Genomic DNA, 17,124 nt, shown 5'->3' on the forward strand with positions numbered 1-17,124 from the left:
TTGAATCACCCTAATAAGTCGCTCAAATTCCAATACAACGATTTAGTTTTCTCAATAAGTAAGATTTAAACAAGCTGCTATTTATTTGTTCTGAAAATAAAGTCCAATTACCGTGCCTTTATTTTGCGCACTGTGAATCTGAATTTTCCCCTTATGCAACATCATAATTTGCTTACATAAGCTTAAACCGATTCCGCTACCATTTTTTTTGGTTGTGAAGAAAGGAACAAATATCGTTTCTTGGATTTCCTGCGGAATACCATTTCCATTATCAATAACTTTAATAACGGTGTAACCATCTGTAGTTGCTTTTGCGGTTACATAAATTTCTGCATTTTCAATTTGCTGTAAAGCATCTCTCGCATTCACGATCAGATTAATAAGCACCTGCTCGATAAGATAACTATCAATCTTTACTTGTAGTTGTAGATTGGAAAGTTCAAAATATAAATCGATATTCTTAGAAGCCAATGATGGTCGCATTAACCGCTCTATCGAAGCAAAAAGATCTTCTACAAATACATTATTTCGGTTTATATGCGTGACTTTATTTAAACTACGATAGGTTTTAGCGAATTTCATCAATCCTTCGCTTCGCTTTTTAATACTTCCTATCGCTTCATTTAAATCTGAAATATCTAAAGTATTTTCTTCAGGATTCTTCAGGTTTTCAGTGACCTGATATTGCAAAGTATCGGCCAGCGAAGAAATTGGTGCGATAGAATTCATGATTTCATGCGTCATCACACTCAGTAACTTTTTCCAGGCTTCCGATTCATTTTGATTAAGGGTTTCATCAATATTTTGAAGTAAAATGATCTTAAATGAATGTTCGTTTTCATAAAAAACCGTTTCAGAAACCAATACTTTTATCTTTTCACCATTTACATTAATACTTATAGAACTTCCGGTAAGATGGCTCATTTCAAAAATAGTCTCGAATAATTCCGGTTTTCGGCTTTTAAGAAATTTTATGTTTTTGAAGGAAGGGATACTCAAGGTTTTCTTTATCGCCTCGTTCGCCCAAAGCACATCGCCTGTTTTTTGATTATAAGAAATGATGCCAACATCCACCATTTCTAATATTTTCTGAAGATAAAGATACTGTGCTTCCTTATTGGAATTAATCTCCCGAATTTTATCATTTATCAAATTGAAACCCTCATGAAGTCGAGACAAATCTTCAGGTGCTCCTTTGCTTACAAAACGTCTGGAAAAATCGTTGTATTTAACCGATTCAAAAAAATCGTCCATCGCTATAAAACGACGGGTGATAAATTTATACAGGTTATAAAATACCACCAAAGCCAAGATTGCTCCTACAATGATCAATGCTATTTGGTGCAGACTTATCCCAAAAGCAACGGCAGTTAAAGACCCTGTTAAAATCAGCAGTCTTAGCAAAACGCCTAAACTGTATTTTTTATAAGTCATATTTATTAAGTCTGCGATACAAAGCTGCCCGTGTAATCCCTAATTCTTTAGCCGATTTAGAGATATTTCCTTTGTTTTTTTCGATCACCTTCAGTATGGTTTGCTTCTCTACGGTTTCGAGATTTGTTTCCTGAATTCCGCTTGAAGTGGGTGTCGATTTTTCTAATCCAGAAAATACCAGATCTTCCGCAGTAAGAGTATCACCATCGGCCATTATTACCGACCTTTCTATAACATACTGAAGTTCCCGAACGTTCCCGGGAAAAGTATGTGATTTCAGCTTACTAAAAAATTCTTTATCAAATAAAAACGGTCCTTTAAAATATTTTTCAGCATATAGATCTGTAAAATATCGGCTTAGCAATGTAATATCGGTACCGCGATCGCGAAGTGGCGGCACCATAAAATCTACAGTATTGATACGATAAATTAGATCTTTTCTGAATGTATTTTCATCAGCCAGATCACTCAATTCTAAATTTGTAGCACAAATTAATCGAATATCGATTGGAATATTTTCGTTGGAACCTAAGGGCGTAATCGTTCGGTTTTGTAACACGGTAAGCAATCTTGCCTGTTGGCGTAAACTAATATTTCCTATTTCATCAAGAAAAAGTGTACCGCCATTGGCCGCTTCAAATCGGCCTTTTCGATCTTCCCGCGCATCGGTAAAGGCGCCTTTTTTATAACCAAAAAGTTCACTTTCAAATAAACTTTCGGTTAATGCTCCAACATCTACTTTTACGAAAGGCTTATTTTTCCGAAGGGATTGATCATGTACAGCCCGTGCCACTAAATCTTTACCTGTGCCGTTTTCACCCAAAATCAAAACATTGGCATCTGTAGGTGCTACTTTTTTGAGCTTCTCAAAAACCAGCTGCATTTTTTCACTTTCACCAATAATTTTATTTCCGGCGGCAGTAGGTCTCGATATTTGTGGTTTTAACGACTTTTTTTCAACTAGGTCTTTTAAAGCATCGATCATTTTTTGATTCTTCCAGGGTTTCACCAAAAAATCTGAAGCTCCTTTTTTTAGCGATCGAATCGCCAAATCGATATCGGCATAAGCGGTAATTAGGATAACATCTACCTTTTTATCGATTTGTTTGATTTTATTAAGCCAAAAAATCCCTTCGTTACCGGTATTAACGACTCCGTTGAAGTTCATATCAAGAATTACCAAATCAAATTTTTCTTGCTCTAAAAGTGAAGTAATATTATTCGGATTCTTTTCGGTAACTACTTTATTTGCCAAAGATTTCAGCATGATGCGCAATGCAGTTAATACATCGGGATCATCGTCTATAACCAGTATGTTCGCATTCTTCAGTTGCATACTTACAATATTACGACTTTCTGCTACCTATAAATAAAAATGACTTCAGAAATTTAACATCTCACATTTCTGTTTTGTTTTCGAACACTTAGTGTCTTAAAACCGAACACTTTTTATCCTGAATAAAATTTCAAAAATTTGATTTTTAGCACTTTATATTTTTGGCATCATTATAACTTAAATTAAAACAAAGTGAATTTAAATTTCAGCTAAAAGGGTTTAAATAACAACCAATATCAAATTAGACAATATTAACCAAAATGGATATACCAATAGAAAAGAAACGATTTACTCTTAAAAGAATTGCCATGATCATTGGCGTTATACTTTTGATTGGGCTAATTGTTTTTGTCTTACTCTCCTCAAGCGGTAGCACCCGACTTAATGTTGAAAAAGAGCGCATCAGCATCAATACCGTTAAAAAAGATATCTTTCAGGAGAACATACCGGTAAACGGAGTGGTGATGCCTATTACCACAATTTACCTGGATGCTTTAGAAGGTGGTCGTGTAGAAGAAAAATTTGTTGAAGACGGCGCAATAATGAAAAAAGGTGAACCAATTCTTCGATTATCGAATACCGATCTGGAATTGAGTTTGGTAAATCAGGAAACTCAGGTATACAACCTCCTAACCCAAATGCAACGTACACAAAATGCATCCAGAGAAAACACCATCAATAAACTTAACCAACTTACTGAAGTAAAAAGCAGCCTTAAAGAAACCGAGAGAAAATATAAACTGAATAAAAAACTTTTCGAAAAAGGTGTGGTAGCAGAACAGGAATACTTGGAAACCAAAAACAACTACAATTACCAAAAAGACCGTTTAGCCCTAACCGAAAGAGTGCTGCAACAAGACTCTATTTCTTCTAAACAAGAAAATGTACAGGCGAGAGAATCTTACGAAAAAACCCGAAAAGCTTTAGAATTAATGCGGAAAAAAGTTGAGGATCTTGTAGTGAGAGCTCCTGTTGATGGGCAACTGACTTCTTTAGATGCTGAAATTGGACAGTCTAAATCTAAAGGGGAGCGCCTGGGACAAATCGACGTGATTAGCGGTTATAAAGTTCGTGTAGACGTCGATGAACATTACATATCACGAATTTACGCCGGGCAGCAGGGAACTTTTAATTTCGACGGAAAAAAATATACGCTGGAAATCAAAAAAGTTTATACACAGGTGGCTAACGGAAGATTTCAGGTAGATATGACCTTTTTGGAAGAGGCTCCAGAAAAAATAAGAAGAGGGCAAACATTACAAATTAGAGTAGCTTTAAGCCAAGAAAAAGAAGCTGTGCTAATTCCGAAGGGAGGATTTTTTCAGGAAACTGGCGGAAACTGGATTTTTAAAGTAAGTGAAGACGGTAGCATTGCCTACAAAACCGATATTCAATTGGGTAGCCAAAATACCGAATATTACGAGGTACTTTCTGGATTAGAACCTGGCGACCGGGTAATTACTTCAAGCTATAGCAATTATGAAGATATTCAAGAGCTAGTACTAAAAGACTAAATTCTATAATTTTAAGTATAATTATTTTCAGGAACAATACAGACAAAAAATTCATCATGATAAAAATAACAGATCTCGAAAAGTTTTACCGTACAGACGAAGTTCAGACCATCGCCATCAACAAACTTTCCTTTGAAGTAAAAGAAGGAGAATTCGTCTCGGTTATGGGGCCATCGGGTTGCGGAAAATCAACATTGCTTAATATTTTGGGGCTTTTAGACGACCCTGATGGTGGAAGTTATATTTTTAATGGGATCGAAGTTGCCGGATTTAACGAGCGAAAAAGAGCGAACCTTAGAAAACATAACATTGGTTTTGTATTCCAAAGCTTTAACCTTATCGACGAGCTTAGTGTTTTCGAAAATGTAGAACTTCCATTAATCTATACTGGTGTAAAACCGGCCGAGCGTAAAGAGCGAATACACGAAGTGTTAGAGAAAATGCAAATTATGCATCGTAGAAAGCATTTTCCGCAGCAATTATCGGGTGGGCAACAACAGCGTGTGGCCGTTGCCCGTGCGGTAGTAAATAATCCTAAACTTATTCTTGCAGATGAGCCTACGGGAAACCTGGATAGTAGCAACGGAAACGAAGTTATGGATCTGTTAACCGAACTAAACGCTGCCGGAACCACCATCATCATGGTTACGCACAGCGAGCACGATGCCAAATACAGTCATCGAATCATAAGAATGTTAGACGGGCAAAAAGTAACCGAAAATATACTGGCTGAATATCGACATTAGCTATTTTAAGGGGTCATTCATCAATTAAAAACCAATACCAACTTAGGAAGTTATCAAGCCTAAAACCAATTCATCATGCTTAAAAACTACATCAAAATCGCCTGGCGGAATATTTGGAAGAAAAAGGGATATAGCGCACTCAATATTTTTGGTCTAGCTTTAGGGATCACCTGTGCCAGTTTGATCCTACTTTGGGTAGAAGATGAAATGAGTTTTGACACCATTGTCACAGATCAGGAACTGGTTTACAGCGTACCTACCAATCAGGTCTATGAAGGACAGAAACGTACCTTTTTTCAGGCAACTCCGGGACCTTTAGCCGCAGCTTTAAAAACTGAAATTCCAGAAATTACCAAAGCTGCAAGATTGCGAAATAGAGATTTCCTGTTTACCGTAAACTCTTCTTCAATAAGCAGTTCCGGTTCTTATGCAGATCCAGATATATTTGATCTGTTTAACTTAAAATTTATAGAGGGCAATGCTACTGATGCTTTCAAGATGAAAGAAAGTATTGTAATTACAAAACAGGTAGCGCAAATTCTTTTTGAAAATCCAACCAATATTTTAGGAAAAGTAATCCGGGTTAATCAACAGGACAATTTTAAAATAACTGGTGTGGTTGAAAACCTGCCGGTAAATACGACCTATAGTTTTAACTGGTTGGTTCCATTTGAGAATTTTACATACGACAAACCCTGGACGCAGGAATATGGCAGCAATTTTACAGAGACCTTTGTAAAGTTATCACCGGATGCTGACTTCAAAAGCGTTAATGAAAAAGTCAAACACATCTTACCAGCCAAAACCGGCGATGAAGACACTCAGGCAATTTTACATGAAGCAAAAAACTGGCATTTACGATCAGATTTTAAAGATGGTGAAGTGGTAGGTGGTCGCGTAGAATATGTGCGGTTGTTCAGTTTTATAGCGCTTATTATTTTAGTTATTGCCTGCATCAATTTTATGAATTTAGCAACTGCCCGTAGCGAGAAGCGGGCAAATGAGGTAGGCGTGCGTAAAACCTTAGGTTCAAACAAGCAGCAATTAATTTTTCAGTTTATAACGGAAGCCTTGATGATTGCAATATTTGCAGTTTTATTAAGTATTTTAATTTTGATCTTCATTATTCCGGCATTCAACGCGTTAATAGACAAACAAATTGCTTTGGATTTAACTATACCATCGCATCTGCTTTCGCTTTTAGCTATAACCCTAACCTGTGGGATATTTGCAGGTTTATACCCTGCGTTCTACCTCTCTTCTTTTAAACCTATTGACGTGCTTAAAGGAAACCGAATCCAGTCTAAGGAAGCCGGGTTTATTCGCAAAGGTCTGGTCATTACCCAGTTTGTGATTTCTATAGTGTTTATCATTAGTACGTTACTGGTTTACCAGCAGGTGCAACATGTAAAAAATCGTGATTTAGGACTTAATAAAGACAACCTGATCGAGATACCAGTAAATGGTGATTTGATCAAAAACCGAAAGGCTATAGCAGAAAGTTTTAAAAATACAGGGATGATTACTGGTTTAGGATTGTCAAATTCTAATATACTTTCTGCTGGGAATAACGGCTCTGGTTTAAGATGGCAGGGAGGGAGCAATACTGAAGATGTACTTGTTTCTTATAGATACATAAATGATGAGTATTTTAAAACAACTGGAATCGAATTGATTGAGGGACGTGGTTTTAGTCCTGTAGTTGTAAATGACAGTTCACACGTTATTATTACCGAATCTTTTGCACAATTGATGGGCACTGGTAGTGCACTGGGCAAGACTATAGACCGGTACGGGGATATGTATACCGTCATTGGGGTGACTAATGACTATTTATACGGCAACATGTACGGAACCAGTGATCCGGTTATGTTTTATAATTATCCCCCTGAAGCACAGTACATGTATTTAAAAACAAACCCAAAATACGCTACAACCGAGGTTTTGAGAAGCATTGAGTCAACATTAAAAGAATATAACCCCGGGTATCCTTTTGAATACCGCTTTGTTGATGATGCTTTTGATGCACGTTTCAAAAGCGAACAATTGATAGGTAATCTCTCTCGAATTTTTGCCTTGTTGGCTATTTTAATATCCTGTCTGGGTCTTTTAGGACTGTCAGCTTACACAGCAGAACAGCGCCGCAAAGAGATAGGGGTACGCAAAGTTTTAGGGTCTAGCGTTGCCGGTATCGTGCGCTTGCTATCCAAAGAGTTTTTGGTTCTCGTAGTTGTGGCCATTTTAATCGCTGTCCCTCTAGCGTGGTATATTATGTACACCTGGCTTCAAGGGTTTGCTTACCGCATATCAATTCACGCCTGGGTATTTGTAATTGCGGGTATTGCCGCTATTGGTATCGCCATGGTAACGGTGAGCTTTCAGGCGATCAAAGCTGCAATTCAAAACCCTGTTAAATCCTTAAGAACCGAATAAATTCATCAGTCATGATCAAAAATCACATAAAAATCGCCTGGCGAAATATTTGGAAGAATAAAGTGTTTTCAACTATAAATTTTTTCGGGCTCGCTATTGGTATGACGGCAGTCATTCTTATTGGTATCTGGGTAGAAAACGAATTAAGTTTTGATCGTTTTCATACTAATTTAGACTCACTATATAAAGTATACAATCGCAGCGCAGGAGTTGGAGACATTAATGTTTGGGATGTTACATCTGGGCCATTAGGTAAATCTTTAGAAGAAAAATTCCCTGAGGTAGCTAATACAGCAAGAATTTACTGGAGCAGCGAACGTTTATTTAGTTTTCATGACATCTCGATTAAAGCTACTGGAAACGAAGTAGATGATTCTTTTTTAAGTATGTTTAGTTTCCCTCTTCTGCAAGGGAATGCCGAGAATGCTTTGGATGGTGCAAATAATATTGTCATTACCAAAACAATGGCACAAAAGCTCTTTGGAAAGGAAAACCCCATAAACAAGATAATAAAAATCGATAATGAAAATAATTATAAAGTTACTGGTGTATTAAAAGACCTACCGGCAAATACCGAATTTAATTTCGATTACTTGATTCCACTTAAGTTAAGTCCAACTGTAATGAATAATTGGGGTATAAACACCTATTATACTTATGTTCAATTAAAGCCTAATACTGAAATAAACGATGTTAATAATAAAATTAAAAATCTAGTACCCGATAATTCAGAAAAATATAATTGGGAGATTTTTCTTCATCCTGTTAGCAAACTGCACTTATACTCGCAGTTTGAGAATGGAAAAGTGGCAGGGGGCCGTATTGATACAGTAAGACTTATGATTATTATAGGTATTCTAATTTTAGGGATAGCCTGTATTAATTTTATAAATTTAAGTACTGCTCAAAGCAGTAGTCGCGCTAGGGAAGTGGGCGTTCGTAAGATTATTGGAGCAGGAAAATATCGACTAGTTAGTCGGTTTTTGTGCGAATCTCTAATTCTTACAACCATGGGCGGTATGGCTGCTTTAGCTGTAGCCATGATAAGTCTTCCGTTGTTTAATAGAATTATCGATAGCTCTTTAACTATCCAGTACTCCAATCCGTTACTTTGGCTAGGATTACTAGGTACTGTTTTACTTACTGGATTATTTGCAGGCCTTTATCCTGCATTTTTTCTATCTTCCTTTCCTCCAATCAAAAATTTAAAAGGATCATTAAGTGGATCCAGAAAATCCTTTTCTGCAAGAAAAGTGCTAGTAATCCTTCAATTCTCTATAGGTATTATCTTAGTAATTGCTACCAGTATTATTTATCGTCAAATTAACTTCACACAGCACAGGAATACTGGATATAATATTGATAATTTGATCCAAGTTGACATAGAAGGTGATATCAAAAAAAATTACGATTTGATTAAAAATGATTTGCTTAGGCAAAATGCAGTCACCTCAATTAGCAAAACAGGTTGGGACGTAACTCTCAATGGCAGTAATGGTTCCGGCTTTCAATGGGAAGGTATGCAACAGGAGAGTATAAACTTCACTTTATATCGTACCGGTGGTAATTTTGCAAAGACCATGGGGCTTAAAATTAAAGAAGGACGTGACATCGATCTTAATGAATTTCCCGCAGATAGTTCATCTGTAATGATAAACACCACTGCAGCAGAAAAAATGGGGTTTGAAGATCCTATTGGCCAGTTGATACGTGATAACGACAAAACTTTGAAAATTGTAGGGGTTTTTGAAGACTTTATTATAGGATCTCCTTATAGCGAGGCGAAGCCTATGCTTATATTCGGTAACCAAGAGCATAACTATAACATGGTTATAAGGTTAAACCCTCAGAATAGTACTCTCGAAAACTTAAAAGTTTTAGAGCAGGTTTTCAATAATTATAATCCTGCATATCCTTTTGTATACCACTTTGTAGACCAAGATTATGCTCAAAAATTTAAAGATGAGCAGCAAATAGCTACCCTTTCTTCACTTTTTGCCGGTCTTAGCATATTTATATCATGTTTGGGTCTTTTTGGACTAGCCACCTATATGACTAAAAATCGTGCTAAAGAAATTAGTATTCGTAAAGTACTGGGCGCAAACTCTATAATTATTGTCCAACTACTTTCTAAAGAATTTATTACCCTAGTAGTTATTGCTATATTCATAGCTATACCCATAAGTTGGTATACTATGGATCAATGGCTTATGGATTTCTCATATCGTATTAATATTGAATGGAAAAATTTTATAGGTGCCAGTTTATTAGTGATTCTAATCGCACTCATAACCGTAAGCTTTCAGGCTATTAAAGCTGCTATTACTAACCCAGTAAAATCTTTAAGGAGCGAATAAATAGACAATCATCAATCAAATTAGAAGACATCATGATCAAAAATCACATAAAAATCGCCTGGAGAAATCTTTTTAAGAATAAGTCCTCTTTTTTTCTGAATTGCGGTGGTCTTGCTATCGGAATGGCCAGCTGTATTTTAATCGCGATCTATGTTTGGGATGAGCTGAGTTACGATCGGTTTTATAATAATGCCGATGATATCGCCAGAGTGGTGCTTCGTGGCAATGTAAATAGTGAAGAACTGAAGGAAGCTGTAGTTGCTGCTCCCGTAGCCAAAACCTTTAAAGAAGATTTTCCGCAGGTAAAAAACGCAACGCGTCTTAGTAAAATTTATAATCCTGAAATTAGATATAATAATACCACTTTTGAAAACATAAAAGCAGCTTATGTTGATCCTAATTTCTTTGATATTTTTAATCTGCACTTTATAACAGGAAATGCTAATACCTCGCTTATAAAGCCAAATAGTGTAGTGCTTACCTCTTCAGAAGCTAAGAAATATTTTGGCAACGAAGACCCTATAGGGAAAAAAATCAAACTTACAGAAGTTGAAGGGGATTTAGAAGTTACTGCCCTACTGGAAGATATTCCTCATAACACCCATCTGCAAATGGATGTCTTTATTCCTATGAATCACGATCCTAGTCATACTTCTAATTCATGGGTTACTTCCGGTTTTGCTACCTATGTATTGCTCCAGCCAAACACCCCGCTTAGTAGCATCGAAACACAAATTCCAGGACTCTTAAAAAAATATATGGGTGATCAGGTTCAAAAAGCAATTGGTATTTCTTACGAAGAGTTTCAGAAGAACAACAATATTGGTTTATTTTTACAACCATTAAAAGACATCCATTTATATTCAGATTTTGCACCAAATACTGAGCTTTCTCCTTCTGGAGATATAAAATATGTGTACATTTTTAGCGCAATCGCCATTTTCATGCTTCTTATTGCCTGCATCAATTTTATGAATCTGGCAACCGCAACCGCTACGAAACGTAGTCGTGAAGTTGGGATTCGAAAAGTTTTAGGTTCTGCCAAGAAGCAATTAATCACTCAATTTTTGGTCGAATCATTCATAACAACACTTTTTGCCATCTTACTGGCCATAGGTTTAATCGCCTTGTCTTTACCCTACTTCAATACGATGGCAGGAAAAGAACTGAAATTACTCAACTTCTTCAACTTAGAATGTATTTTACTATTGCTAAGCTTCGTTATTCTAGTGAGTCTTTTTTCTGGCAGTTATCCAACATTTATTCTTTCCTCATTTAAACCACTAATGGCCATTAAAAATAAGTTTTCGGCTTCAGGAAAACGAAATCATTTAAGAAGCGGAATGGTCGTTTTTCAATTTGTTATTTCAGCTGCACTTATACTTGCAACTATTGTGGTCTATAATCAGATGCAATTTATTCAGCATAAAAAATTAGGTTATCAAAAAGATCAGGTTATCATCTTGCGTGACGCATATAAAATGGGAAGCACTAAAGTAAAATCTTATAAAAAAGAACTGCTAAAAAACCCAAAAATCACCAGCGTTAGCCAATCGGCGTTTGTTCCGGCAGGAGAAACCGATAATCACATGCGCGGTATTTTTAAAAATGATGAATATCTACGGAAGTTTTTCTTTTACGATGTAGACGAAGATTATATTCCCACGCTGGGACTTGAACTTTTGAAAGGAAGGAATTTTTCTACGGAATTAAAAAATGAATCTAATAAAGCCATAATCAATGAAGAAGCCGCTAAAATTTTAAATCTGGGAGAAAATCCGATCGGAAAAACCTTTAAAAGAACTGCAGACCCAGAAAACGAAGAATTTACAGTGATTGGTGTAATTAAAAACTTCCATTTTAAATCCTTACATCATCAAATAGACCCTTTGGTATTAGCCTATAATCCTTATGGAGGGCTAATAATGAAAACTAACAATGCAAACATCACAAATATCCTAGATTTTGCAGAAAAAAAATGGTCTGATTTTAACATAGACGAACCGTTTTCATACACATTTCTAGACGACTCTTTTTCTCAAACCTATAGCAAAGAACAACAAATGGGTGCAATTCTTAGCATTTTCACCTTGCTAACCATTTTTGTCGCCTGTCTTGGTTTATTCGGCCTAATCACCTTTTCGACAGAACAACGTTTTAAAGAAATAGGCATTCGTAAAGTTTTAGGAGCTAATGTCACTGAAATAGTAGGGATGCTAGCTAAAGATTTTGTTAAATTGATTTTCGTCGCATTTATAATTGCTTTTCCGTTAGGGCATTATTTTATGCAAAAATGGTTGCAGGATTTTGCATATAGAATCGATTTAAATCTGTGGCAGTTTATATTGGCTGCTATCATCACGTTAACTATTGCTTTAATCACCATCAGTTTTAAAAGTATAAAAGCCGCATTACAAAACCCGGTAAAATCTTTGAGAACAGAATAAAATTTCATCAATCATGCTTAAAAACTATATCAAAATCGCCTGGCGGAATATTTGGAAGAATAAACTCTTTTCAGTAATCAATATTATTAGTCTTGCCATAGGGTTAAGTGCTTCATTTGTGATTGGTCTTATGGTGTATTATGATTTCACTTTTGATAAATTTCATAAGGACGGAGATCGCATTTATCGTATCACCACTCAATTTATAAGTCCGGAAGAAACAGAGCATTTTGGTGGAGTTAACGCAGTGCTAGCCGATGCGTTAAGAGAAAACGTTTCTGGATTAGAAAGTGTAAGCAGTTTTTTTAGGTATGAACCTTTAAAAGTAGAAACCGATGCCAGGAATAAAGTCTTCAAAAAACCTGACAATGTTATTTTTGCTGATAGCAGTTATTTTAATGTAATTTCTTATAAATGGCTTGCGGGGAATAAAGCTTCAGTGTTACAAATGCCTAATGAAGTTGTACTTACTCAGCAAAGAGCTAAAGATTATTTCCCTAACATTTCCGTAGAAAATATTATTGGAAAAACGCTCATTTATAATGATTCTATCCCCACAAAAATAACAGGGATTGTTGCTGATTTCCAGCAGCGCACTGATTTTGTGTTTCAAGAATTTATATCATTACCAACGGCATTACAATTAATAGCTGATGCTGAATTCTCTGTCACTAATACCAACTGGAATAGTTATAACTCCAACTCTCAGGTAATTATAAAAAGACAAGCAGCAGCAAGCGCTGCCAATATCCAAAAACAAGTTGAAAAACTTTGCAAATCTAAAATGGATCAGGAAGATCTGGCGAATGGGGAATGGACAAGATTTTACTTACAACCTTTAGATGAACTTCATTTCGACACTCGTTACAGCACATTTGACTATAGTGCACCTCAGGCAAGTAAAAAGGTATTGATTAACCTTGGTATCGTAGCACTTTTTTTGTTATTGCTTGGATGTATCAATTTCATAAATTTAACAACAGCCCAAGCCACTCAAAGAGCTAGAGAAATTGGCATTCGAAAAACTTTGGGGAGTTCAAAGAAACAGTTGATTTTACAATTTTTAGGAGAAACGTTCTTGCTAACCATAATAGCATCATTGCTGTCTTTCATTTTATCTTTTTGGTTATTACGGGCTTTTTCAAATTTTATTCCTTCCGGCTTAAGTTTTCAACTTTTTACAAGCCCTATAGTTATTGTTTTTATGCTTTTACTTTTAATAGTGGTAAGTCTATTCTCTGGCATCTATCCTGCTTTTGTCCTTTCAGGCTTTAAGCCGGTTTCAATATTGAAAAATCATTCTGCTGCCTTTGTTACCAATGCTAGTTTTAGAAAAGGTCTTACTGTATTCCAATTCGTAATAGCTCAGATTTTTATCATCGGGACACTTTTAGTTGGGAAACAGGTACATTATCTTATGAACAAAGATATGGGAGTTGCCGTAGAAGACATTGCCTACCTTCAGCTGCCGTGGAATGATGCTGCGATGAGCAAAAAAGAACTTTTTAAAACACGATTGGCCGCGATTCCTGAACTTACAAAAATTAGCTTAGGCGGGCCTCCTCCGGCTTCTTTATATCTCAACTCCACAATTGTTGATTTTGAAAAAGAAGGGGAAGTTATTGAAATATTACAAGAACAGCGTTTTGGAGATGCTGATTATTTTGACCTGTACAATTTAAAACTTCTTGCGGGTAGAAAACCGCTTAACGATACCATTAAAGAATTTGTGATTAATGAAACTATGCTGCACAAACTAGGATATAACCATCCAGCAGAAGCGGTAGGACAACAAATTACTCAGGGAGAGTATACATATCCTATTGTAGGTGTTATGCAGGATTTTAATCAAAAACCGCTCACTTCTGCCATTAATCCCGGAGTTTTTGTGGGAGATATAAGCCGGGATTGGCGTTCTCAGTTTAATACGATTCATTTTAAATTTCAGCCAAAAACAGAAGATGTATCACGCACCATCGCCAAAGTAAAAACAATTTGGGGATCAATTTATCCTGAATCTGATTTCGAAATTCAATTTATGGATGAAACCGTGGCAAATTTTTACAAATCCCAGCAACGCACACAAACACTCTTAAATTGGGCTACTGGATTGGCCATTTTAATTAGCGTTTTAGGTTTATTTGCTCTCGTAATATATACCACAGAGCGTCGCGTAAAAGAGATTGGGATTCGTAAAATATTAGGAGCTTCTTTATTAGAACTTCAGGTATTATTATGTAAAGATTTTTTAAAGCTTATAAGCCTGGCTATTATTATAGCCATACCAATTGCCTACTGGAGGACTTCGGTTTGGTTAAATGATTTTGTGTACAGAACCTCGTTAAGCTGGTGGGTTTTTGCCGCAAGCGGAATAGCTATGCTGCTTTTATCTTTGTTAATTATAAGTTTTAAAACAATAAGTACATCGCGACAAAATCCGGTAAAAGCGATAAGAACTGAATAAACCTCATCAATCATGCTTAGAAACTACATCAAAATCGCCTGGCGGAATCTCTGGAGAAATACCTTGACAAGCATTTTAAGTCTTATAGGTTTAATAGTAGGGGTTATGTGCTTTTTTCTATTAGGAACCTATATTTTAAATGAATTACGCTACGATCGTTTTCACAAAAAAGCAGATCGTATAGTCTATGTAAACTACAACTACAAGTCTGCTTCTGACGCAGAAGCTACGCATTCGCGTTATACACCTACCGCAGTTGCTCCCGTAGCAAAGCGCGAACTTTTTGAGGTAGAAGATGCGGTGCGTATTTACAACTATGATCGCCGGGAGGTTGAAGTTGATAACAAGCATTTTACGGAGCATAATATGATACTTGCCGATGCTTCTATTTTCAATATATTCAGTTTTGATTTTGTAAGCGGAAACCCTGTTTCAGCATTAGATCGGCCTAATACGGTGATCATTACGAAAACTACTGCTTCCCGATATTTTCAAGAGCAACCGGCACTAGGAAAGTCTATTGTAATTAATGATAAGATATGGGAGGTGACCGGCATCGTAAAAGATAACCTGCCTTACTCTTCGATTCAGTTTGATTTGATGGGGTCTTATCAATCCAGCAAGCGCTCCGAAAGTGAAATTTGGAATTCAGCAAACGACTATTCTTATTTACTGCTGAAGAATGCGCAACAACGCGTTCAGGCAGAGCAAAAGCTCAATACTTTTGTTGCGAGAGAGTTTAAAGAAGATTTTCAGTCAGGTTTTACAATGAATTTTGATTTTGTGCCACTTCAGGAAGATCATCTTTCAGCGGCAGCTTCAGGAAATTTGAAAACCTATTTATTTATTCTGGGAGCCATCGCTGTGTTACTGCTTACGATTGCAGCTATAAACTTTACCAACTTAATGACCTCTAAATCTATTGAACGTCTTAAGGAAATAGGTGTGCGCAAGGTAATGGGGGCACCTCGCAAAAGCTTAATCGCTCAATTTTTAACTGAAGCGGCTGTACTTACTATTCTGGCTATCATTACAGGCACATTGGCTGCACTTATTGTAATGCCATCATTTAATAAGCTTACCGGATTAAATATTAGTCTTGCAAGTTGGGATTGGTCTTATTTTGTAATAACGCTTATTGTATTGTTTTACAGCGTAACCCTTTTGGCAGGCGGATGGCCGGCACTGGTATTATCCCGATTCAAACCTGTAGTGGCTTTAAAAAACAGTACCTCTGCTCTTGGCAAAGGTGGCGGTATTCGAAAATTTCTCATTGTATTTCAGTTTACTGTTTCGGTAGTTTTTATCATAGGGACTTTAGTGGCTAAAAAGCAATTACATTTTATAACAGAGATAGATACCGGATTCAATAGAGCTAATGTTATTGTGGTAGATGCCAATTCAATGCGTCAGGCTAGTATTGAGGCGTTCAAAAAAGAATTATTGGCATCAAAAAATGTGGCAAATGTAACCACTTCTTCCCATACGCCGGTCGATATGCAAGGGGGCTATAGTATTCAGGTTGACGGACAACCAAGCGGGATCTCAATAACCGCTGCTCCTGTTGATAAAGATTATATTAAAACATTGGATATGCGTTTAATTGCCGGAAATGATTTTAATGAAACAGACAAAAAGCAGGTTCAGATTGCTCCTGAAAAACGTACGTACGCCTTTATGCTAAATGAAACAGCCGTGAATCACCTAGGCTATTCACCTGAAGAGGCGGTAGGGAAAGCAGCAAATCTTAATGGAAGATCGGGATATATCAAGGGAGTACTGCAAGATTTTAATTTTGTTTCATTGCATCAAAGCATTACTCCGGTTGCACTCTTTGCAGAATATGACTGGGCAGCTAAAGTGTTGATCAAAACTCAGGGAAACGCCGCTAAGGCACTTTCAGAAATTGAAAAGGTCTGGGAAGATTTTAATCCAGACTCAGCTTTGACATATTCCTTCTTAGATCAGGATTATCAAAATCTATATAAAAGCGAGCAACGCACCATCCTTATTCTCAATGTTTTTGCTGCAATTACCATTTTAGTATCTTGTCTAGGCTTGTTCGGGCTTTCGTTTTTTATGGCTGCGCAACGCAAAAAGGAGATAGGTATTCGCAAAGCTCTTGGTGCTTCTATCGCTCAAATTACCTATTTGTTATCAATCAACTTTTTAAAACTAATAACTATAGCACTTTGTTTTGCCGTACCATTAGCTTGGTTTATCACCGCAAAATGGCTTCAAGATTTTGCCTATAAAATTGCTGAACCTTATGAGCTCTACATTTTATCTGCAGGTATCGCAATAACTATTGCACTGCTTACACTAAGCTTTCAGGCAATCAAAGCGGCCATTGCAAATCCTGTAAAAAGTTTGAGAACTGAATAAACCTCATC

General features: G+C 36.5%; 9 protein-coding genes. 7 read left to right on the forward strand and 2 right to left on the reverse strand.

All coding sequences use genetic code 11. The features are described 5' to 3' along the window. Nucleotides 1-81: 81 nt before the first annotated feature. Together PBT89_RS16415 and PBT89_RS16420 are read right to left on the reverse strand one after the other, a co-directional pair. Nucleotides 82-1,434, reverse strand: a complete 1,353-nt coding sequence (locus tag PBT89_RS16415) for a sensor histidine kinase (protein WP_270062776.1) — start codon at nt 1,432-1,434, stop codon at nt 82-84. Beyond that, nucleotides 1,424-2,770 (reverse strand): sigma-54-dependent transcriptional regulator, encoded by a 1,347-nt coding sequence (locus PBT89_RS16420; RefSeq protein ID WP_270062777.1) that lies wholly within the window; start codon nt 2,768-2,770, stop codon nt 1,424-1,426. The genes PBT89_RS16415 and PBT89_RS16420 overlap by 11 nt, the downstream gene beginning before the upstream one ends. A gap of 260 nt (nt 2,771-3,030) precedes the next feature. On the opposite strand from PBT89_RS16420, the gene PBT89_RS16425 reads away from it, so the two are divergent. The 7 genes from PBT89_RS16425 (at nt 3,031) to PBT89_RS16455 (ending at nt 17,116) form a co-directional block, all read left to right on the forward strand. Next, a complete protein-coding gene (locus PBT89_RS16425; RefSeq protein ID WP_270062778.1) occupies nt 3,031-4,284 on the forward strand; it encodes an efflux RND transporter periplasmic adaptor subunit in 1,254 nt (417 codons plus the stop codon). Between the two features lie 56 nt (nt 4,285-4,340). Next, the gene (locus PBT89_RS16430) at nt 4,341-5,030 is read left to right on the forward strand and encodes an ABC transporter ATP-binding protein (RefSeq protein ID WP_270062779.1); all 690 of its coding nucleotides are present in this window, start codon (nt 4,341-4,343) and stop codon (nt 5,028-5,030) included. A 75-nt stretch (nt 5,031-5,105) separates the two neighbouring features. Then, a complete protein-coding gene (locus PBT89_RS16435) occupies nt 5,106-7,463 on the forward strand; it encodes an ABC transporter permease (protein WP_270062780.1) in 2,358 nt (785 codons plus the stop codon). Between the two features lie 11 nt (nt 7,464-7,474). Continuing rightward, nucleotides 7,475-9,820 (forward strand): ABC transporter permease, encoded by a 2,346-nt coding sequence (locus PBT89_RS16440; protein ID WP_270062781.1) that lies wholly within the window; start codon nt 7,475-7,477, stop codon nt 9,818-9,820. A 32-nt stretch (nt 9,821-9,852) separates the two neighbouring features. Next, nucleotides 9,853-12,267, forward strand: a complete 2,415-nt coding sequence (locus tag PBT89_RS16445; RefSeq protein ID WP_270062782.1) for an ABC transporter permease — start codon at nt 9,853-9,855, stop codon at nt 12,265-12,267. A gap of 13 nt (nt 12,268-12,280) precedes the next feature. Next, nucleotides 12,281-14,731 (forward strand): ABC transporter permease, encoded by a 2,451-nt coding sequence (locus PBT89_RS16450; protein ID WP_270062783.1) that lies wholly within the window; start codon nt 12,281-12,283, stop codon nt 14,729-14,731. A 12-nt stretch (nt 14,732-14,743) separates the two neighbouring features. Beyond that, nucleotides 14,744-17,116, forward strand: coding sequence for an FtsX-like permease family protein (locus tag PBT89_RS16455; RefSeq protein ID WP_270062784.1), 2,373 nt, complete (start codon nt 14,744-14,746; stop codon nt 17,114-17,116). The last annotated feature ends 8 nt before the right edge of the window (nt 17,117-17,124 follow it).

Source organism: Zunongwangia sp. HRR-M8 (assembly GCF_027594405.1).
In the GTDB taxonomy this organism is placed as follows: Bacteria; Bacteroidota; Bacteroidia; order Flavobacteriales; family Flavobacteriaceae; genus Zunongwangia.